The 20,705-nt window shown below is 67.1% G+C and carries 17 protein-coding genes; 8 read left to right on the top strand and 9 right to left on the bottom strand.

All coding sequences use genetic code 11. The features are described 5' to 3' along the window. Positions 1–53: 53 nt before the first annotated feature. Both E1263_RS07755 and E1263_RS07750 read left to right on the top strand, forming a co-directional pair. The gene (locus E1263_RS07755) at positions 54–1,541 is read left to right on the top strand and encodes a M1 family metallopeptidase (protein ID WP_165956543.1); all 1,488 of its coding nucleotides are present in this window, start codon (positions 54–56) and stop codon (positions 1,539–1,541) included. Beyond that, the gene (locus tag E1263_RS07750) at positions 1,538–3,031 is read left to right on the top strand and encodes a M1 family metallopeptidase (RefSeq protein ID WP_132166489.1); all 1,494 of its coding nucleotides are present in this window, start codon (positions 1,538–1,540) and stop codon (positions 3,029–3,031) included. Before E1263_RS07755 ends, E1263_RS07750 begins: the two co-directional genes overlap by 4 nt. Here E1263_RS07750 and murA read toward each other — a convergent pair whose 3' ends face one another. After that, a complete protein-coding gene (gene murA / locus E1263_RS07745; RefSeq protein WP_132166488.1) occupies positions 3,032–4,318 on the bottom strand; it encodes a UDP-N-acetylglucosamine 1-carboxyvinyltransferase in 1,287 nt (428 codons plus the stop codon). A 50-nt stretch (positions 4,319–4,368) separates the two neighbouring features. Between murA and E1263_RS07740 the strand changes: the two genes are divergently transcribed. Beyond that, entirely contained in the window at positions 4,369–4,953 is a 585-nt protein-coding gene (locus E1263_RS07740; RefSeq protein ID WP_132166487.1) for a cob(I)yrinic acid a,c-diamide adenosyltransferase, read from the top strand. On the opposite strand, the gene sppA is transcribed toward E1263_RS07740, so the two are convergent. Beyond that, entirely contained in the window at positions 4,950–6,602 is a 1,653-nt protein-coding gene (gene sppA / locus E1263_RS07735) for a signal peptide peptidase SppA (RefSeq protein ID WP_132166486.1), read from the bottom strand. The two genes, E1263_RS07740 and sppA, sit on opposite strands and share 4 nt — an antisense overlap. Positions 6,603–6,705: 103 nt before the next feature. On the opposite strand from sppA, the gene E1263_RS07730 reads away from it, so the two are divergent. Beyond that, positions 6,706–7,905, top strand: coding sequence for an acyltransferase family protein (locus tag E1263_RS07730; RefSeq protein WP_132166485.1), 1,200 nt, complete (start codon positions 6,706–6,708; stop codon positions 7,903–7,905). Here the strand turns inward: E1263_RS07730 and E1263_RS07725 are convergent. From E1263_RS07725 to E1263_RS07715, 3 genes are read right to left on the bottom strand one after another with little or no spacing between them, the layout of a single operon-like run. Further along, a complete protein-coding gene (locus E1263_RS07725; RefSeq protein ID WP_132166484.1) occupies positions 7,898–8,374 on the bottom strand; it encodes a hypothetical protein in 477 nt (158 codons plus the stop codon). The two genes, E1263_RS07730 and E1263_RS07725, sit on opposite strands and share 8 nt — an antisense overlap. Further along, positions 8,371–9,780: a sensor histidine kinase gene (locus E1263_RS07720; RefSeq protein ID WP_132166483.1), complete on the bottom strand. Its 1,410-nt coding sequence runs from the start codon at positions 9,778–9,780 to the stop codon at positions 8,371–8,373. The genes E1263_RS07725 and E1263_RS07720 overlap by 4 nt, the downstream gene beginning before the upstream one ends. Then, positions 9,777–10,451, bottom strand: a complete 675-nt coding sequence (locus E1263_RS07715) for a response regulator transcription factor (protein WP_132166482.1) — start codon at positions 10,449–10,451, stop codon at positions 9,777–9,779. Before E1263_RS07715 ends, E1263_RS07720 begins: the two co-directional genes overlap by 4 nt. A gap of 112 nt (positions 10,452–10,563) precedes the next feature. Between E1263_RS07715 and E1263_RS07710 the strand changes: the two genes are divergently transcribed. Continuing rightward, positions 10,564–11,319 carry an SGNH/GDSL hydrolase family protein gene (locus E1263_RS07710; protein ID WP_132166481.1) on the top strand — a complete coding sequence of 252 codons (756 nt, stop codon included), beginning with the start codon at positions 10,564–10,566 and terminating at the stop codon, positions 11,317–11,319. A 56-nt stretch (positions 11,320–11,375) separates the two neighbouring features. Here E1263_RS07710 and E1263_RS07705 read toward each other — a convergent pair whose 3' ends face one another. The 3 genes from E1263_RS07705 to E1263_RS07695 form a co-directional block, all read right to left on the bottom strand. Next, positions 11,376–14,807, bottom strand: a complete 3,432-nt coding sequence (locus E1263_RS07705; protein ID WP_132166480.1) for a S8 family serine peptidase — start codon at positions 14,805–14,807, stop codon at positions 11,376–11,378. Between the two features lie 120 nt (positions 14,808–14,927). Beyond that, positions 14,928–16,034: a CU044_5270 family protein gene (locus tag E1263_RS07700; RefSeq protein ID WP_132166479.1), complete on the bottom strand. Its 1,107-nt coding sequence runs from the start codon at positions 16,032–16,034 to the stop codon at positions 14,928–14,930. Further along, positions 16,034–16,678: an RNA polymerase sigma factor gene (locus tag E1263_RS07695; RefSeq protein WP_132166478.1), complete on the bottom strand. Its 645-nt coding sequence runs from the start codon at positions 16,676–16,678 to the stop codon at positions 16,034–16,036. Before E1263_RS07695 ends, E1263_RS07700 begins: the two co-directional genes overlap by 1 nt. 211 nt (positions 16,679–16,889) lie before the next feature. Here E1263_RS07695 and E1263_RS07690 point away from each other — a divergent pair, with 211 nt between their 5' ends. Further along, positions 16,890–17,798, top strand: a complete 909-nt coding sequence (locus tag E1263_RS07690) for a hypothetical protein (protein WP_132166477.1) — start codon at positions 16,890–16,892, stop codon at positions 17,796–17,798. Between the two features lie 10 nt (positions 17,799–17,808). Here E1263_RS07690 and E1263_RS07685 read toward each other — a convergent pair whose 3' ends face one another. Beyond that, positions 17,809–18,132: a hypothetical protein gene (locus E1263_RS07685; protein ID WP_420323377.1), complete on the bottom strand. Its 324-nt coding sequence runs from the start codon at positions 18,130–18,132 to the stop codon at positions 17,809–17,811. A 134-nt stretch (positions 18,133–18,266) separates the two neighbouring features. Here E1263_RS07685 and E1263_RS07680 point away from each other — a divergent pair, with 134 nt between their 5' ends. Together E1263_RS07680 and E1263_RS07675 are read left to right on the top strand one after the other, a co-directional pair. After that, on the top strand, positions 18,267–18,602 hold the full coding sequence (locus E1263_RS07680; RefSeq protein WP_132166475.1) for an STAS domain-containing protein: 336 nt from the start codon (positions 18,267–18,269) through the stop codon (positions 18,600–18,602). Between the two features lie 75 nt (positions 18,603–18,677). Then, entirely contained in the window at positions 18,678–20,660 is a 1,983-nt protein-coding gene (locus E1263_RS07675; protein ID WP_132166474.1) for a protein meaA, read from the top strand. The last annotated feature ends 45 nt before the right edge of the window (positions 20,661–20,705 follow it).

Here is a 20,705-nt window from a genome sequence, read left to right as displayed (position 1 = left end):
GACCCTAACCCGGCCTTCATGGATCCATGACAGTTCCAGGCAATGCTCGGACCATGCAGATCTCACGGAGGACTTTCTCCCTGGCCACGGTGCTGGCGCTCGCCGGTGGCAGTCTCGGCTACCTTCCGCCGGTGCCCGCGGTAGCGGCCGAGATTGCCGACGGCGGCTTCGAAGTCAGTCACTACGGGGTGAATCTGCGGTATCAACTCGCGCCGGAGGTACTGTCCGGGACGACGACGATCCTGGGTCGAGCCACTCGGACACTGCCGACGTTCGACCTGCACTTCCTGCTCACGGTCTCCTCGGTCAGCGTGAACAACGAGCCGGCCGCCTTCACCTCCAAGGACGGCATCCTGAAGGTGACGCCCAAGAGGTCGATCGAGGAGGGTGACGACCTCGTCGTCGTGGTCCGGTACCGCGACAACCCGTCCGACCGCACGGGCGACGGCTCGGGCGGGTGGGGCTGGAAGCGTACGCCGACCGGCGTGGTCTCGGTCGGCTCACCGGAATGGTGGTTCCCGACCGCCTTCGACCCCGCGGACCGCGCCACCCAGTCGGTGGTGATCGTCGTACCGAAGGGTCTGCAGGCGCTGTCGAACGGCGAGCTGCCCTGGTACGGCGGTCCTGAGCCGGCGCCGGGCGGGGACAAGTGGTCCTGGACGAACAACGTCCCGCAGGCGGTCGGCGTCACGCTGCTGGCGATCGGCCGGTACGAGCTGACCACCTCGACCGGACCGGACGGCCGTCCGTTCACGAGAGCGTACGGCGCTGACCTCGGCGACCTCCGCACGCCGGCCCGGCTGTCTGTCGAGCGGACGCCCGAAATCGTCGCGGAGCTGTCGAAGTGGTTCGGTCCGTACCCGTTCAAGGCGTACGGCGGCCTGGTGGACTCGACCTTCGCGAGTGTGGTGGCGACGGCGACCCGGCCGACCTACACCGCGGGTGTGTTCGCGGGCGGCGCGAACTCCTCGGTGGTAGCCCACGAAATGACGCACCAGTGGTACGGCCTCCAGGTGCACACGGTCGGTCCGGACACCCAATGGCTGTCCGAGGGTTTCGCCACCTACGCGGAGTTCTTGTGGTCCGAGATCGAGGGGCTGGGGACGGCGGCCGAGGTCGCCCAGTTCAGCTTCGACCGGCACCCCGCGGACGACCCGGTCTGGCAGTCGCCACCGTCCCATCCCGACCCGGAGAGCCACTCGGCGTTCCCCATCTACACGCGCGGCGCGCTGACCTTGCAGGCACTGCGGACCAAGGTCGGCGACGACAAGTTCTTCACGATCCTGCGTGACTGGGTCACCCGGCAGAAGACCGACGAAGCAGCGACCACGGCGCAGTTCGTCGCGCTGGCCGAGGAGATCTCCGGTCAGGACCTGGACGCGCTGTTCCAGGCCTGGATCCACGCCGCGGAACGCCCTGCGACCGGCCCCAACGGGGCCTTCACGGCGCAGCGATCGGCCAAGCCGAAGTCGTATGAGCAGATCACCGCGAACAGCCACCTGTTCGCGACTACCGGACACCACGGACAGGGACCGAAATGAAGCTGCTTCGCAGAGGGGTGGCGACCCTCCTCGGGTTCGGCCTGCTGGGTACTGCGGTCTCCGTGGCCGCACCGGGACCGGGCGCGCCGGGGATCGGTGATCCCTACTTCCCGCTGGCCGGCAACGGCGGGTACGACGTCTCGCACTACGACATCAGTCTGAAGTACCAACCGAAGACCGATCTGCTGACCGGGACCACCACGATCCTGGCCAAAGCCAGTCAGGAGCTGTCCAGCTTCAATCTGGACTTCCTGCTGAAGGTGACGTCGGTCAAGGTGAACAACGAGCCGGCCGAGTTCACCACCGATGGCGGCGAACTGAAGGTCACTCCGAAAACGGCGGTCGCCGATGACGAGGATCTGGTCGTCGTGGTGACGTACAGCGACACTCCGGCGAAGTACCGCCTCGACGGCAAAGAGGGCTGGGTCCGGACCCCCACCGGTGCGCTGGCGGCGCGGGAGCCGAACATCGCGCCGTGGTGGTTTCCCAGCAACAACCACCCCCTGGACAAAGCGACCCACGATGTGAACATCGCGGTGCCGGCCGGGCTGACCGCGGTGTCGAACGGTCTGCTGACCGTGGCCGGCTTCCCCTTGGCGGGTGGGTTGGTCCGCTGGCACTGGCGGAGCACCGAGCCGCAGGCGGGCCACGTGACGTTCCTGGCGATCGGCAAGTACGACCTGAAGACCTCGACGACGCCGAGCGGCCTGCCGTTCGTCCGGGCCTACGGGTCCGATCTCGGTGCGGACGGCCCGGCAGCGAAGGCTTCGGTGGAGCGCACGCCGGAGATCGTCGGCGTGCTGTCCAAATACTTCGGCCCGTATCCGTTCGAGGCTCAGGGCGGGGTGGTGGACTCGAAGATGCCGATCGGAGCTCTGGAGACCCAGACCCGCCCGATCTACCCGACCAACATGTTCAGCGTCGGCGCGGTCCCCAGCGTCGTGGCGCACGAAATGGCCCATCAATGGTTCGGTAACTCGGTGTCGGTCGCCGCCTGGCGCGATATCTGGCTGGCCGAGGGATTCGCGACGTACGCCCAGTTCCTGTGGTCGGAGTCCCAGGGCGACGGCACCGCGGCTGAGCTTGCCCAGTACTTGTACGAGCTCTTTCCAACCGGACACCCGGCTTGGTCGGAACCGCCCGGCGATCCCGGCAGTGGCTTGTTCACCTGGGGGATCTACAACCGGGGAGCGATGACGCTGCAGGCGTTGCGCACAGCTGTGGGAGACAAGGTGTTCTTCAGCATCCTGCGCACCTGGGCGGCTGAACATCGTGGCGGCAACGCGAACACCGCTGACTTCATCGCGCTGGCGAAGCGGCTGGCAGGCAAAGATCTGGACAGCCTGTTCGCCGCCTGGCTCGATGCCTCCTCGAAGCCGGCCGTCGGCCCGAACGGGCCGGGCAAGGCCGCCAAGGCGACGGCCAAACCCAAGTCCGTCGACAGCATCCTGAAGCATCAGCACCCGCTGAGCCCCAAGGGACTCAAGTAGTCAGTTCCAGTACACGTCCGCGTCGTCGGGCTCGACGGTGACATCCGCCCCGAGGCGGCGGAGGTTGCCGGCGAAGTCCGTGTAGCCGCGGTGCACGTGGTGTGCGGCCGACACCAGGGTCTCGCCCTCCGCGGCCAGCCCGGCCAGGACGAGCGCGGCGCCGGCGCGGATGTCGGAGGCGACGACCGGTGCTCCGGAGAGCCGCGGGACGCCGCGGACGACCGCGTGGTGACCGTCAGTCTGGATCTGCGCGCCGAGCCGGGTGAGCTCCTGAGCGAACGTGAATCGGCCCTCGAACAGGTTCTCGGTGACCATCGCGGCGCCGTCACTGAGCGCGTTCATCGCGATCACGAAGGCCTGCAGGTCGGTCGCGAAACCGGGGTACGGCAGCGTGACCACGTCGACGGGCTTGGGCCGATTGTCCATCCGGACCCGGAAGCCGGGGTTCAGGATCTCGATCTCGGCGCCCGCCTTGTGCAGCTTGTCGAGCGGTAGTTCGAGATGCTCGGCGTGACCGTTCGAGATCGTGATGTCACCCTTGGTGATCGCAGCCGCGAAGGCCCAGCTCCCACTGACGATCCGGTCCGGGATCACGACGTGGTCGACCGGCTTCAGCAGACCGCTGACTCCGGTGACCTCGATCCGCGGCGAGCCCGCGCCGTCGATCTGGGCACCCATCGACACCAGCAGCGCCGCGATGTCCTGGATCTCCGGCTCACGGGCGGCGTTCTCGATGACCGTCGTCCCGCGGGCCAGCACTGCCGCCATCATGATCGTCTCGGTCGCCCCGACGCTCGGGAAGTCCAGCCAGACCTCAGCGCCGTGCAGCCCCTGCGGAGCCTCGGCAATCACGAAGCCGTGCTCGATGTGCACCTTCGCGCCCATCGCCTCCAGCCCTGCGACGTGCATGTTCAGACCACGGGAGCCGATGTTGTCACCGCCGGGCAGAGCGACCTCTGCGCGGCCGCAGCGGCCCAGCAGCGGGCCCAGCACCGAGATGGAGGCCCGGAGCTTGCGCACCAGGTCGTAGTCGCACTGGTAGCCGATCTCACCCGGTACGGCGATGGTCGCCAGCCCGGCCTCAGCGTCCACCGTGACTGAGCAGCCCAGGGTGTCCAGCAGTTGCGCCATGAAGGTGACGTCCAGAATGCCCGGCACCTGCCGCAGCGTCGTCGTCCCCTCCGCCAGCAGTGCCGCAGCCATCAGCTTGAGCACGCTGTTCTTCGCCCCAGCTACCTCCACAGCTCCCTCGAGCCGTGCCTCACCCGCGATCCGAAACCGTTCCACTGGTCGACTGTAGCGTTTAGACCCGATCACCTTTGCGTAGAGTCCCTGCCATGGCTGTGAACTTGACGCGGATCTACACCCGCACCGGTGACGCAGGCGAGACCCGCCTGGGCGACAACTCGACCACGTCGAAGACGGATCCGCGACTGGCGGCGTACGGCGATGTGGACGAAGCGAACTCGGCGATCGGGGTCGCCATCGCGGCCGGACACCTGAACAGCACCCTGGTGTTGCTGCTGACCAGGATCCAGAACGACCTGTTCGACGTCGGCGCGGACCTGTGCAACCCGATCACGCCGAACCCGGCCTACGAGCCGCTGCGGATCACCCAGGAGTACATCGACCGCCTCGAAGGCTGGTGCGACGAGTACAACAGCCGCCTCACCAAGCTGCGCTCGTTCATCCTGCCCGGTGGCGCTGTGGGCGCCGCCTACCTCAACGTGGCCCGCACTGTAGTCCGCCGGTCCGAGCGCACCGCCTGGGCTGCAGTCGAGGAGCACGGCCCGCTGGTGAACCTGCTGGCCATCACCTACCTGAACCGGCTCTCCGACCTGCTCTTCATCCTGGGCCGCGTCGCCAACCTCTCTTCCGGCGGCGACGTCCTCTGGGTCCCGGGCGGCGAGCGAACCTCCTAGGCCAACTGCCAGTTCAGCGGCATCCGGAGTAGTCCGGCCGGCGGGAGCCCCAGTGCGCTGTAGAGCCCACTGGCCAGGCCGTCCAGCGTCAGTGGCTGCGCTGTGACGGCCAGGTCGTCCGTAGTGGTCGGTGCACGCAGTTGGTCGAGCAGGTTGCGGTGCGGCACGGTCGTGACCTGGATGTGGTCGCGGTCGAGCCCAGCGCGGTTGCAGGCCAGCGTCAGCGCATGCTGGAACCCGCCGAGCTCGTCAACCAGCTTGCGGTCGAAAGCGTCCGCACCAGTCCACACTCGGCCGCGCGCCAGCGCCTCCAGCTCTTCGTCCGGTAGCCCGCGGTCCAGCGCTGCCTTGGCGACGAAGTCCTGGTAGATCCGGTCCAGCGTCTCCTCGAGCCGAGCCCACTGGTCGTCGCTGAACTCCTCCTGCGCGGAGTACATCCGTGCGTTCTCACCCTCCGACACTGCCTGCTGCGAGATCCCAATCCGCGCCAGAGCATCCCGTACGACGCCCTTGCCGGTCAGCACGCCGATCGAACCAGTGATGGTCCCCGGCTGCGCCACGATCACATCAGCCGGCATCGCGACGAAGTACCCGCCGGATGCGGCGACACTGCCCATCGACGCGATCACCGGCTTCCCGGTCGACCGCAGGCGCAGCACCTCGTTGCGGATCGCGTCAGAAGCGACGTACGAGCCGCCGGGGCTGTCGATGCGCAGTACGACGGCTTTGACCTTGTCGTTCTCCGCAACGGCACGCAGAGCCGCGCCGATCGTGTCTGAGCCAGAGCCAGGCCCGCCGAGCGGACCGCTCGCGTTCCGGCCGACCGTGATGTTGCCGGAAACCCGTACGACGGCCACCAGCGGCTTCTCCGGCCAGGGGAGTCGTCGCTGCAACTCGGCCAGCGTGCGCGGCCCACGTCGTACGTAGCGCTCCACCAGCAGCCGCTCGGTCTCACCGAGCGTCTTCTCCAACTCGTCGTACACGTCCGACCGATAGCCGAGCCGATCGACCAGTCCGGCATCCAGAGCCGCTTGCGCGTGCAGAGGCGCGCTGTCCACGAGTTCACGCACTCGCTCCGGCGACAACCGACGCCGTACGGCGATTCCGTCGGCGATCTGCTCGTACGCCGACTCGGCCAGCCGCGCTGCCATCTCGCGAGCCGGAGCGGTCATCTCCTTCTCTGTGAACGTGTCTGCGGCGGTCTTGTACTCACGCCGCTTCCCGAACTGCGGAATCACGCCCGCCTTGTCCAGGGCGCCGCGGATGAACACCGCCTGCATGGTGACACCAGTGATCCCGAGATCACCTGACGGCTGCACCCAGATCTCGTCGAACGCCGTAGCTAGGTAGTAGGGGACAGTCCCGCCGCCGGCCTCACCGAACGACTCGGTCCACGCGACCACAGGCTTGCCCGAAGTCCGGAACTCAGCCACAGCGTCGCGCAGGTCCTGCACCTGCGACAGCGAAAGCCGCGCTCCACCCAAGTGCGCGACCAGACCGGCCACGGACTCGTCCCGAGCCGCCTTGCGCAGCCCTGCGACCAGCTCGCGCAATGTCGGCAGGTGCCGCGCGCGGAACGCGGCCACGGGTGATGCGGGCGGCGTCTCGAGCACACCCCGGGTCAGATCCAGCTCCAGCAAAAGGGCCATACCCCGACCCTAGACCGGACCCACAAGCCGCCGGGTCGGGTTGCGACCGGTTTGCGACAGAGCACGGACGTCCTCGCCATCTGCCACGGCGATCGTCGAAAGCATGACGCAAGCAGAACTGTCCGCACCCGTGACGAACCGGCGCAAGGCGCATCTGCCCGCACTGGATGGGCTGCGAGGGGTGGCGATCATCGGGGTCCTCCTGTTCCACACCGGCCACCTGTCCGGTGGATTCCTCGGAGTCGATCTCTTCTTCGCACTGTCCGGCTACCTGATCACAGACCTCCTGCTTCGCGAGGTTGAACGGACCGGAGTGGTCTCGCTGGCCGGGTTCTGGGGCCGCCGGGTCCGGCGACTGCTACCCGCGCTGGCCACGATGCTTGTCGGAGTGACCGTGCTGGTGTGGTTCGTGGGCGCACCGGACCTGGTACGCACAACGCTCTCCGACGGGCCGTGGGTTCAGGCCAACCTGATCAACTGGCACCTGCTGGCTGAGTCCGCGAGCTACTGGGAACGGTTCGGTGCGGAGCGAGTCTTCGGGCATCTGTGGAGCATCGCCGTCGAGGAGCAGTTCTATCTGCTGTGGCCGCTCGTCGTCCTCGGCATTGCCCGGTTCTCACAGCAGGTGCACAAACGAGTCGCGGTGGGCGCTACGGCAGGAGCTGTGATTTCGCTGGTGCTGATGATCGTGTTGGTGAGTCCCGAGGATCCCACTCGGGTCTACACCGGCACAGACACCCGTGCGTTCTCCCTGCTGCTAGGAGCCTTGGTCGCAACCCGCCCAGTACGTACTGCGGTGGCCAGGGTCGTCGGCGCTCGGACCGGTGCCGCGGCAACACTGCTGGTGGCAGGCCTTGGTACGGCGTGGGTGCTGGTCGACGGGGTGGACTCGCAGTGGCTGTTCACCGGCGGCCTTTTCGCGCACTCACTGGCTGCGGCGCTGCTGATCGTGTTGTGCACCCAAGCACCGGACTCGCTAGTGGCCAAGAGCCTGGGTTGGCGTCCGCTGCGCGGGCTGGGGCAGATCTCCTACAGCCTCTACCTGTGGCACTGGCCCGTCATCGTGCTGCTGCCGGTTCACATCACCGGCTGGCTCCGGACCGTCGTCGTCTGCGCGGTGTCGATCAGCCTGGCGACGCTGTCGAAGTACCTGGTCGAGGACCCGATCCGCTTCCGGGCCAAGTGGGCCAGAGGAAGAACAGGGCTGGTCGTGCTGGTCGCCGTACTGATCTGCCTGGCCAGTCTCTGGGTCTTTCTGCCCGCACCGGCCCCGGTCACGATCGACATCACCAAGCTCAACTGATCAGCGGGCAGGTTCGCAAGCGGTCCGATTCCGGCGTGGCGAGGGTGAACACCAAACGCACCTTCACGTTTCTCGAGCCACCGCTCTGGATGTGCACGGCCAGCGTTGTGCAGACGAGCTGATCGATGCCCAGGGAAGTGACATCGTCGACGGTCAGCGGTAGCCGCACCTCAATGACGCCGGGACTGATCGCCACGTCGGTTCGGGTGACCTCGCCCGCAGTGATCTCCGTGTGCAGCTTGCCGGTACCGCCTGGGCCGGACAGCAGCAACGCGATCGCGTCAGCGATGGTGCCCAGACGACCGCCCTGCCGTGGCTGGGCGACGAGGTGCTGGGACGCATCGACGAAGTACAGGGTCGGACCTGTAGCCAGGCCGGTTGGGGCTTCGCCACCATCGCTCACACCGGACGGCTGGATGCCACAGCCTGCCAGCGTGAGCACGCCCAGCAGAGCGACGAGCGTTCTCACAGCTTCTCCAGACCGCGTGGCAACAGCAAGGTGAAGCGGGCGCCACCATGCGCGTTGTTGGAGGCGGTCAGATCGCCGCTGTGCAGCCGGGCGTTCTCCAGCGCAATAGCGAGGCCCAGTCCGCTGCCCGGCGTACGGGTTCGGGCCGCATCGGCCTTGTAGAAGCGATCGAACACGTGCGGAAGAACCATCTCGGAGAGTCCTGGGCCGTTGTCGGTCACTTCGACGGCGGCCTCCTCTTGCGTGACGCTGATCCGCACCAGGACGGGCGGTTCGCCGTGCCGGAACGCATTGCCGACCAGGTTGGCCACGATGACGTCCAGCCGGCGGCGATCACACCGCAGTACGACGTTGTCCGCGGCGACCAGGTCGACCTGGTCCAGCCAGTTCCTGGCGCGCAGGCAATCGCGGACCGCGTCGGCGAGGTTCGTCTCTTCCAGCCGCAGTCCGGCGGTCCCTGCGTCGAACCTGGAGACCTCCATCAGGTCCTCGACCAGCCGGACCAGTCGCTCGGTCTCGGTGACTGCAAGTTCGGCGGATTCCCTGGCATCGGGTTCCATCCCCGCCGTCGTACCGGCCAGCACCTCAACGACGGCCGTGAGCGTACTCAGCGGGGTTCGGAGCTCGTGGGACACGTCGGCCGCGAACCGGCGTGCGTCGGATTGCATCCGCTGCATGGTCACCATCGAGTCCTGCAACGACGCCGCCATCTCATTCACCGTGTCGGTGAGGGCGGCGAGCTCATCTGCACCCTGCGGTGCTGTCCGCGCCGACAGATCGCCGTCAGCGAGCCGACGGGCGGTGTCGCGCAGGTCGCGAACCGGGCGGAGCACACTGCGTGCCGCGAGCAATGCGAGGAACACAGCCGGCAGTAGCGCGAGGGCCGACGTTGCGACTGCGGTTCTGGTGAGGCTGTCGATCTCCTGCTCGACCGCGGTGAGGTCGCGGACCGAGTACACCTCGATCCCGGACGGCGTCCGGGATCCGTTGACTGCAGTGGTCATGATCGGTGTCCCGATCAGTAGCCAGGGCTTGCCTTCGGCTGTGATTCGCTGCGCCACCATCTGGCGCTGTTCCTGTACGGCGGTGCGCAGGGTGCCGGGGACCAGTCCAGCGGCGCCGTCGGCGGACTGCATGCCGCGAAAGGTGACCAGAGTGTTCTCTCCCACCGCGATCCGGATCCGGTCGAGCGCGGCCTGGTCCGGGGGATAGCTGAGCTCGGGAGTGATCGCTGCGAGCTGGTCTGCGGTGGACGCGGTCAGGCGCTGCTGGTTCGAGGTGACCAACGCAGTGCTCGCCGACCTAGCGCTCGACCACGCGGCTGCGGTGGCACCGGCCACCGTGACCAGCACGAACGCAACCACCAGCCGCGCCCGCAGGCCTCTCGGCCGGAGGGTCCAGCTCATAGCGGCCCGAAGCGGTATCCGAAGCCTCTAACGGTCTGGACGTACCGCGGGGCTGCGGCGTCCTGTTCGATCTTCGCCCTCAGTCGCTGCACGCAGTTGTCGACCAGTCGGGAGTCTCCGAGGTAGTCGTGCTCCCACACGGCTTCGAGGAGCTGCTGCCTGCTGAACACCTGCCCCGCTGACTGCGACACCGTGAGTAGCAGTCGCAGCTCGGTCGGCGTCAGCGGTACCGGCGTGTCCCGGACTGTCACCGTGAGAGCCGCAGTGTCGATGCGCAGCTCGCCATGGACGCGGACGCCGTCCGGAGCGCTGTCACTGCGTCGCAGTACGGCGCGGATCCGCGCGTCGAGAACAGTCGGCTGGACCGGCTTGATCACGTAGTCGTCCGCACCGGCCGCGAGCCCTTCGACGACGTCGAAGTCGTCACCACGCGCAGTCAGGATGATGACCGGCACCTCGCCGGCCTCCCGGATCCGGCGGCACACCTGGATTCCGTCGATCCCCGGCAGCATCAGGTCGAGCACCACGAGATCGGGTGTGGCCGAACTGAACTCCCGCAGCCCGTCCTCGCCGGTCTCAGCAGCCCGGATGTCGTGACCGTGCCGGCTCAGCGCAAGCTCGAGGCCACGCCGTACCAACGGGTCGTCCTCGATCAGCAAGATGGCCGGCACCTCGCCAGTATGGGCAGTACCAGCAGCGATCGGTGCGCACCGCGGGCTCCTGCGACACAACCGCGACATTGCGGCGGACAGACCAGGACATCGCGTCGGCACGCTTCACCTCATGACGAAGACGCGAAACCTTGTACTGGGGCTGGTGGGCCTGCTGATGATCGCCGCCTGCTCTACGACCTCCAAGACCTCACCCTCTGAGCCACCGGCGAGCTCGGCCAAGCCGAGCAGTGCCAAGGTGGTGTTGCTGGGCGACTCGATCGCGGTCGGCGAGTCGCTGGCGCTGGAAGCGGCGCTGAAAGCCAGTGGGGTCGGCTACCAGTCGCTGGCGGCAGCCGGCGGTGGCAACGTGGTCGGGCCGTTCTCCGCTGAGGGCTGGAAGAAGCTCCCCGCCGCCATCACCGCCGCCCGGCCGACCACAGTCGTCTACCAGATCACGACCTACGACTGGGGTACTGCGGCGGAGCAGAAGGCGGCCTACCGCAAGTTGCTCGCCCTGGTCACCGCGGCCGGCGCGAAACTGGTCATTGTCACCATGCCGCCGATCAAGGCCGACGACTTCTACAAGCCGCACCTGGCAGACCTTGCCCGTACGACGGCAGTGGCCCGCGAAGTGGCAGCGGAATCTGCCGGTAAGGCGAGCGTGCTGGATGCCGCAGAGGTCTGGGGACCCGCCTACCAGCAGCAGAAGGACGGCAAGGCCGACCGCAGCACCGACGGCATCCACACCTGCCCACAAGGCGCTGCCCGCTTCACGAACTGGCTGCTCGGCAACCTCGCTACGGCCACACCGGGGTTCACCCCGGCGGCTGCGGACAGTTGGGCAAACACCGGATGGGCCGCTGACAAGCACTTCAAGGGCTGCTGACCGGGGACGGACCTGGCGGCTCACAGCCCCTCAACCGTGAGCCGCCAGGAGTTCGGTTACTTCACCTCGTAGGCCCGCTTGATCGTCTGGTCCACCTGGTTGCCAGCTGCGTCCCGTGCCTGAGCCCGGAGGGTGACGAAGCCGGCGGACTGGCTGAGCGATGCCTTCCAGACGGCCGCACCGGTACGTCGTACCGGCACCTGCTGCCAGGTCTTGCCATCGTCGAAGGACGCCGACAGCTTCAGCGAGACGATCGACCGGACCGGCGCCAGGAACGCCGTCTGCACAGTCACCGGAAACTCGAACCGCCCTTGTGGTGCACGGTTCCGCTCATCCAGCTGTGGCGTGTACCGCACGTTCAGCAACGGCAGTGCGGTCTCCACACCATCCGGAGTCCGCTTGGACCGGAAAGTCCACTGCGACGAGATCTCCGGTGACAGCCTCGTCCAGTCACCGGCCCGCTTGGTCACCTTGGTCAGCTGGTACGTCGCCTCGGTCGCCGGGACCGCGAATGTCTGGATAGCGGGCGAATCGGACGAGCCGATCTCCTGGCCGTTGCGGAGCAGCGTGGTGCGCTCGGACGCGAGTGTCGCGTCACCCAGCCGGTTCGGTGTGCCGTCGGCGAACGACGGCACGTAGATGCCGATGCTGTCGCCGTCCCGGGTCGACCAGGGCAGTGCGTCGCGGCCAGGGTTGCCGATCCGCGGGTCGGGCAGGCTCGGCCCGAAGACACCACGCTGCCAGTTCACTCGCGTCGTCTTGCCAGCTGGGTACGCCGTCGACTCGGAGTCCACCACAGTGAAGTACTGGTACCCCTCCTCCGGCGTGTACTTGTACACCTCGTTCTGGAAGGACCACAGCACGTTCTTCGTCGAGTAGTACTCGTCCCGGCGGAATGGCAGGTTCATCCCGATCGCCGGAGTGAAGACGAACGCCGGTACCCGGCGGCCACTCGGGTCTCGCTGCGTCAGAGCCGAGAAGCTGTAGTTATTGGCGCTATAGCCCGGCTCTCCGGCGTACGACGCGTCCAGGTGCGCGTAGTCCCGCGGATCGGTGACGACAGATGGGTTGGCAGGGATCTGACCCGGCCAGACAGCCTGGTCGTGGTAGAAGTACGGGCTGTTCAGGAACAGCTCGCCCTGAGGGTCCTGCCCGTCCGGCATCCCGGCCCATGCGACATGGGCGAAGGCCGTGTACTTGTTCGCCGCGTGGGTCCGGTTCGGCACGACGTACATGGCAGGGGAGAAGTTCGCCGTACTGACGTTGCCGATGCCGACGCCGCTGACGTAGGTGCCGTCGCCGATGGTGCGGGCTGCGCCGACTCCGCCGGCCGCTGCGGTCGCGTCGGTGACAGGAGGCCGGACGGCGATCTTGCGGGCCTTGCTGCCGTCGAGAGTGACCGGACCGGCGGCGCTGAGCACCAGGTCCGGCTCAGTGAAGTAGGTGACTTCGCCGAATCCGACGCCGTCGTCGTTCAGCGTTGCGGTGTAGCCGTCGACGATGTAGTGGCCGGCCGGGAGCTTCACAGAGTCGCCAGCCGCGACGGAGTACGCCGCCTGTCGGTCCACGTCGACCAGGTAGGTCCCAGCGACATGCTTGTCGTCGTTGACCGCTGGTGCGCCGGTCCGGTCGTACATGACCACCTTGTGGTCGTAGGTGGTGATCTCTTTGCCCACACCGACCGTGGTGCGCACAGTCTGACCGTTGCCAGTGGCAATCAGCCAGGCAGCGTAGGCACCCTCGGGCTCAGACCCAGAGGTGGTCGCGGTGACGCTCACGCTTGCACTGCCGTTCGCAGGTACCGTCAGTGAGGAGGTGCTGAGCTTGAACAGCTTGGCGCCGTCCAGCTTCAGCGCCAGCTGCACGGGCTGCGCACTGTGGTTGAAGTAGGTCACTGGTTTCGTGACGGGCTTGTCGTCGTTGTGCGGCGCCGGTTGCAGTCCCAGGTTCAGACTGCTCGGGATGGCGAGCACCGGCTGCTTGAGCGCCGCTGCGACATCAACACGCCCAGCGCCTTGGGTGTAGATGCCCTGGTCCTTCAGCCCGAGCGACGAGCCCATCAGCGCCGACTTGAGCTGTTCTGCCTTCCAGTCCGGATGCGCCTGTGCCAGCAAGGCAGCGGCACCCGCAACGTGCGGAGCGGCCATCGACGTACCCGACAGTTCGGCGTACGAGTCGTTGATCGCGAACCGCTCCAGGGGAGTGTTCGCGGCACGTGCAGCGACGATCCGGCTGCCCGGTGCGGAGATGTCCGGCTTGACGGACAGGTCACCGAGTCGCGGTCCCTGACTGGAGAAGTCGCTGTGACCGTCGGACTTCGTCACCGAGGCAACAGCCAGTGCGGCGTCCGCAGCAGCGGGCTCGGAAACCGAGGAGGCCGCACCGAAGTTGCCAGCCGAGACGACGAACAGTGCGCCGGTGCTGGCGGTCAGCCGGTTGAGCGTCTCGGAGAGGATGTCGTTGCCGTCGGACGGACCGCCGCCGATGCTCATGTTGACGACACGTGCACCCGAGGTCGCAGCCCACTCCATCCCGGCGATGATCGCCGAGGTCTCGCAGTTACGAGCCTCGCAGATCTTGCCGATCATCAGATCCGCGTCCGGTGCGACACCGCGGTACTTGCCGTCCGACGCGGCGCCGGTACCCGCCACGGTGGAAGCGGTGTGCGTCCCATGCCCGATGATGTCGAGCACATCCTGGTCGCCTTCGGCAGTGAAGCCCTTGGTCGAAACGACTCGGCCCTTGAAGTCCGGATGAGTAGCGTCGTACCCGCTGTCCAGTACGGCGACCTTGACGCCCTTGCCGGTGAGTCCGGCCTTCCACGCCGCCGGTGCGCCGATCTGCGGCACACTGCGATCCAGGTTCGGCGTCACACCGCCGTCCAGCCACACCTTCTTCACAGTGCCGGCCAGCCCGGTACGGCGCTTGGCCTGGGGACTGTTCAGCCAGCTCCACCACAGGTCCGTGGCCTGGCTGCGTTCCTGGCCGATCGCTACTGCATCGATGATCGGCAGTTCGCGCTTGACCTCAGTGCCCTCGGGTAATGCGCTTCGGACTGCCCGAGCGGCACCGCTGGCGGCGTACTGGACCAGGAGTGGCAGCTTGGGCGCGGACTTGTCGTCCAGACCGAGCTCACCGAGCAATGCGACGTCGAACAGCCGCGGGTCGACCACACCGGCGTTCACCAGCGGCATGGCGTCCAGCGGGACCACCAACTGCTTCTTGCCGAAGGCAACCTTGTGGAACGCCATCTGGTCCCGGCCAGGACCAGGGCGGACATCAATGGGGACTGCGCCGGTACTGGTCTGCCGGGCGAACACCTTGTCGCCAGTCACCAGCGTGAAGGTCAGTGCTCCGGTCAGCGTGCTGCCACTGGCTGCGACAGCGGACTGCTCAGCACCGACAGCAGGGGGAACGGCCGAAGCCAGTACGACGAGTGAGAGCGCAGTTGCGGTTGCCAGCGCTTTTCGGGGACGGAATCTAGGCAAGGGGGTTCACCTCATGGAAGGGCGGTCCTGGGCAGGGTGATGCCGTCGGTGAGGGATGCCGGCGGGCAGGGTGAAGCGCGGCGACGGCTCAGACAGCCGGCACCGGAATGTGGGGGTGGATCAGCGAACGGCGGTCGAGGGCGGGGTGGGCTTGTCGTTGGTCCAGCCGGACTCGAGGATGACGTCCGCGCCCTTGTTCGGGCCGAAGAACTGCGAGGCGAGCAGCCGGCCGTGCACCGGGTCGATGATGTAGTCCAGCCGGCCGTCGCTGAACAGCGTCGGTTCGGCACCGGGCTTGAGCCGCCCGAAGTCGGTCTTCAGCGAGACCTTGGTGCCGGCGCGGCCCAGCGGGTCCTTGACGTTCTGCTCGATCGTCACGCCGGGAATCATCGACAGCACCCGCAGTGCGGCACCGCGCAGCTTCGGCGGCGACGGCGCCTCGAACAGCAACCGTCCGGCCGCGGAGTAGGCGGTGAAGTTCGCCGCCTCAGGGTTCCTCGCGTCCGCGCCTTGGGAGAGGATCGCGCGCAGCTTCACCGGGTCGGTCGGGAGCGCGGCGATCTGCTGTGCAGTCAGCGGCTTCGTACCGGACAGGTAGTAGCCGGGCGGCACGTCCTGGAAGGACATCTTGTTCACCACGGGCTTGGTCGGCGCCATGGTGATGGGGTCGACCAGCTCGCTCTGCGTCCATGACGTCGGCGATCCCTGGGCGCTCCACTTGGCCTCGTCTCCTGGGGAGGCCGGCTTGTAGCCGAGCTCCACCCAGCCGAACCAGGACTCGACACCGGGCCTCATCGGCATCCAGCGCTCGTTGATGCTCTGGTGCTTGAGCGTGTACCTCGGATTCCCTACCCGGGTACCCGCGTCGATGTGCATGGTGCGTACCCGGAAGTACTTCCCAGAAACCTTCTCGTCCTTCTCCTGCTCAACCGCAGCAGCGAGCAGTGCCTCGCTGGCGCTCGCCAGTCGAGGCGGCGTGAGGGTCGCCGGCGCCACACCGACATCGCCGGAGTTAGGACCTTGCAGCAGTGGCAGGCCTAGAGCCACAACAGTCACGACGGCCGTGGTCGCGGTGACTGCACCGCCGATCCAGGCCAGCTTGACGCGGCTGCGGTGCTTCTCATCGTGAATGGCGTGCTGCAGCTGCCGACGGGCGGCCGCCGCAGTCTCAGGGCTAGGGCCTGCCTGCTCGGGGAAGGCCTTGCGGATCGACTCGAACTCGTTCATCAGGAGTCAGCTCCTGTCGGATCGGTGTGGCCTAGGTGGTCGCGGATGACGCGCCGGGCGCGGGACAGTCGCGAGCACACGGTGCCGTACGCGATGCCAAGTGCAGTGGCGACTTCTTCGTAGGTGAGCTCGCCCAGAGCGACCAGTAGCAGGACCTCACGGTCCTTCGCGGACACCTTGCCCAGCGCGATCGCCAGCTCGCGGCTGACGCCCTGTGCCGTCACCTGCGCAGTGACGCGTTCCTCGTGACCAGTGGTCGGCTCGGGGAGCGGCAGCTTGCTGGTGGCTCGCCAGGCGCGCACCTCGTTGCGGCGGTGCCGGTGGATCAGATTGGTCGCGATGCCGTACAGCCAGGCCCGGACCACGCCATTGCGGCTGTTGAACCGGTCCCGCTGCCGGAACGCGATCAGGAACGTCTCCGCCGCCAGATCGTCGGCCAGGTCGCTCCCCAGCCGCCGTGCGACATACGAGTGCACCTGTCCGAAGTACCGGTCGAAGATGTGCGTGAACCGGTCCGGCTCCCGCACCGACGCCTCCAGCACGAGACTGTCCTCGTCCGCCGAGCTCTGGGCAGCATGCACCCGGCCCGCCGTATTTATCCGGCTTGGCAGTGCGATGCCCGCCAAGGCCACGTCGGGCGTCATCGAACTCCTCACCTCTGCTGGGTCGCCGCCGAACGGCTCGCCCTGTTCTTGCCCGATGTCCCCAGAACCCTTCTCGTGACCCCCGTCACACTGCTCTGCCTAGCTGCCCAGAGCTGGGCCGCCGGCGGGTAGACGCGCGAGAAGCCCAGCCGGTGGACACCCTGGGGTGCAGACTTGTCGCAGAGCGCTGTGGACCAGGGGGCGGGATTCGATGGCCGACGAGAAGACAGTGATCCAGTCCGTCGATCTCCGGCGCCTGGCCGGCTCGGCGCTGGTGGGCACCTTGACGCTGGAAGCGATCCTGCTGTTCTCTGCAGGCGCTACCGAGGCGTTCACTGCACGGCAGCTGCCCAGCCACGTGCTGGCGGTGATCGTGGGCACGCTGGGCGGATGGATCTTCGAGCTGTTCCGGGCGCTGCTGTCGGCGACGTCGAACTCACTGATGGAGTTGAGCCGGCTCAACGGGAGTCTGAGTGCGCTGACCGAGCGCATCGACTACCAGGAGACGGCACTGGGCATGCTGACCAGCTGTCCGCGCCACAACGACGCACTGTCGAAGCTGATCCGCTCCTCGATGAGTGACAACTTCAGAAACATCCCGTACGTCGGCCCTGCCGCCTATCTGGGCTACTTGCGGAGCGCGGTCGAGCACTCCGACGGCTATGAAGGCATCCAGCGCAACACGCTGCGGTGGTACCAGGAGAGCGGAGCGACGGCCTACCTGATCGAGCTGAAGAGCAAGCGGATGAAGTTCAAGACCCGGCTGTTCGTCATCGACGACAATGAGGCCGAGCAGATGGAACGCGACCTCGCCGACCAGGATCTACTGAGGTTCTACTGGGAGCACACCGGCGACGTCGCCAGCTACTGGATCACCGTCTCGGACTTCCGGCGCAACTATCCCGCACTGACCGTTCCGGAGGACTTCGCCCTCTACGACCACACCCTGCTGATCTCGTACGACGAGGGCAAGCAGATCCTCTCGTTCGACGTACTCGATCCAGGGCAGTCTCCGCACGCACAGATCTTCCGCACGCTGCACGAGCTGACACGCCATCGCGCAGCGGCCTTCCGCACCGTCCCGCACGCCGCCTCATCGACCCCTGAGCTGCCGCACTGACAGTTGGGCGTCAGTGCGTGTCGAGCAGGCCGCGCGCAGCGGCCTCGTCCTTCGGCCAGACGTAGACGGTCCAGCCGTCCTTGGTCCGGGCGGTGGTGGCCTTGATGCCGAAGTCCTTGAGCTTGGAGACAGTGACCCGGGCCGCGTTGTGGCTGTGCTCGGTCCGTACGTCGATCAGCAGGCCGAAGGCGTCCCGCGCGGCGGGGCGGTCGTCCACGCGGCGCACCAGCGAGCCGCGCTTGGCCTTGGAGAACGCCCAGCGGCAGAGCAGCACCATCAGCCCGGCGAACGCGATGGCGACGACGGGGAACAGGAAATACTGCTCGGCGAACACATACCCCATTCTCTACTGAAACAAAATCTCGTGGGGCCTTGGCAACCATCCGTGTCTCCGGGGAGTCTTTACGAACACAACGCCCACTCTGCGGCCGATACTCGGGGGCCGCCGGACGAGCGGAGGGCACGGACATGCACGCACCGACCCATGACAACGTTTCGCGACTCGACGGCAACGTCTTACACCTGACCGGCATCCTGGACGTCCGCTCCGTGGGCGACGTCCGGCAGACACTCAACCAGCTGATCGACACCTCTCAGGGCGACGTCCTCGTCGACCTTGAAGCCGTGGATGCGATCGACGCGACCGGTCTGGGTCTCCTGGTGGCGACCCATCGCCGGACCCAGCTCCTGGGCCGTCAACTCGTCCTGTGGCATCCACTTCCAGGGGTGGTGCGGATCCTGGCGGTCACCCGCCTGCACCGCATCCTCCACGTCGAACGCACCCCGCTACCGATGACCGCCTGAGTGTGACGCAGCCCCCTGGTGACACGAGTCACGAGGGGGCGACTCACAAGGTCACACAGTCCTACTCTCGAGTACATGGCGACTGGTGAGCGGGACCGGCCGTGGGTCATGCGGACCTACGCGGGGCATTCCTCCGCGGCGGAGTCGAACGCATTGTTCCGGCGGAATCTGGCCAAAGGGCAGACCGGGCTGTCGGTTGCCTTCGACCTGCCGACACAGACCGGGTACGACGCTGATCACCCGCTCGCCAAGGGCGAGGTGGGCAAGGTCGGCGTACCGGTCGCGCATCTGGGCGATGTGCGGGCGCTGTTCGACCAGATCCCGCTGGCGCAGATGAACACGTCCATGACGATCAACGCGCCGGCCATGTGGTTGCTGGCGCTCTACCAGGTCGCTGCGCAGGAGCAGGGCGCGTTGCCGTCCGAGCTGACCGGCACGACGCAGAACGACATCGTCAAGGAGTACCTGTCCCGCGGCACCTACGCCTTCCCGCCGGACGCCTCGCTGCGGCTCACTACTGACCTGATCGCCTACACGGTCGCGAATGTCCCCAAGTGGAACCCGATCAACATCTGTAGCTACCACCTGCAGGAGGCCGGGGCCACTCCGGTGCAGGAGCTCGCCTTCGCGCTCAGTACGGCGATCGCCGTACTGGACCGGGTTCGAGACGGCGGTCAGGTGGATCCGGAGCGCTTCGGTGACGTGGTGCAGCGCATCTCCTTCTTCGTGAACTCCGGTGTGCGGTTCATCGAGGAGATGTGCAAGATGCGCGCGTTCGTGCGGCTCTGGGACGAGCTGACGCTGGAGCGGTACGGCGTCACTGACCCGAAGGCCAGGCGGTTGCGCTACGGCGTCCAGGTGAACTCATTGGGCCTCACTGAGGCGCAGCCCGAGAACAACGTGCAGCGGATCGTGCTGGAGATGCTCGGAGTGACGCTCTCCAAGAGCGCCCGGGCCCGTGCAGTGCAGCTCCCGGCGTGGAACGAGGCGCTCGGTCTCCCGCGACCATGGGACCAGCAGTGGTCGCTCCGCATGCAGCAGGTGCTTGCCTACGAGTCCGACCTGCTCGAGTACGACGACATCTTCGACGGCTCGCATGTCGTCGCAGCGAAGGTGGACGAGCTGGTCGCCGGGGCGCGTGACGAGATCGACCGCGTGCAGGCGATGGGCGGTGCGGTTGCGGCGGTGGAGAGTGGCTATCTGAAGAGCGCTCTGGTCGGATCGCATGCCGAGCGCTGGCAGCGGATCGAGTCCGGTGAGCAGGTCGTGGTCGGCGTCAACAAGTTCCAGAACACCGAGCCGTCGCCACTGACCGCTGACCTGGACGCTGCGATCCAGACGGTCGATCCGGCTGCCGAAAAGGCCGCTCTGAACTCACTGCGTGAGTGGCGGGCCCAGCGCGACCAGAAGGCGGCGGAGACGGCGCTGGCCAAGCTGCGCGAGACAGCGAAGGGCACTGCGAACCTGATGCCCGCAACGCTGGAGTGCGTCCGGGCCGGCGTGACCACAGGCGAGTGGTCCGGCGTACTGAGGGAGATGTTCGGCGAGTACCGCGCTCCGACTGGAGTGTCCGGCTCGGTGGGTGTGTCTGCTGGCGGCGAGGCGATCGCTGCGGTCCGGGAGAAGGTCACTGAGACGTCCGACGAGCTGGGTGGCCGGCTGCGGTTCCTGGTCGGTAAGCCTGGGCTGGACGGCCACTCCAACGGGGCTGAGCAGGTGGCGGTCCGGGCCCGCGATGTCGGCTTCGAGGTGATCTACCAGGGCATCCGCCTGACACCTGAGCAGATTGTCGCGGCCGCAGTGGCCGAGGACGTGCACTGTGTCGGTCTGTCGATCCTGTCCGGCTCCCACATGGAGCTGGTCCCGGCCGTCGTGGCCGGCCTGCGAGAGGCCGGCCTCGAGGACGTGCCCGTGATTGTCGGCGGCATCGTCCCGGACGCCGACGCCAAGGCGCTGCTGGCGTCCGGCGTGGCTGCCGTCTACACCCCGAAGGACTACGACCTGACCGGAATGATGTCCGACATGGTCGACGTCATCCGGGCCGCGAACAAGCTGTAGCCGACGCGCGAAGGATTCTGTCGGCAATCGTTGTCCAGTGGTAGG

Source organism: Kribbella antibiotica, from assembly GCF_004349055.1.
Lineage (GTDB): Bacteria > Actinomycetota > Actinomycetes > Propionibacteriales > Kribbellaceae > Kribbella > Kribbella antibiotica.
This window is presented reverse-complemented; position numbering and strand designations above follow the sequence as displayed.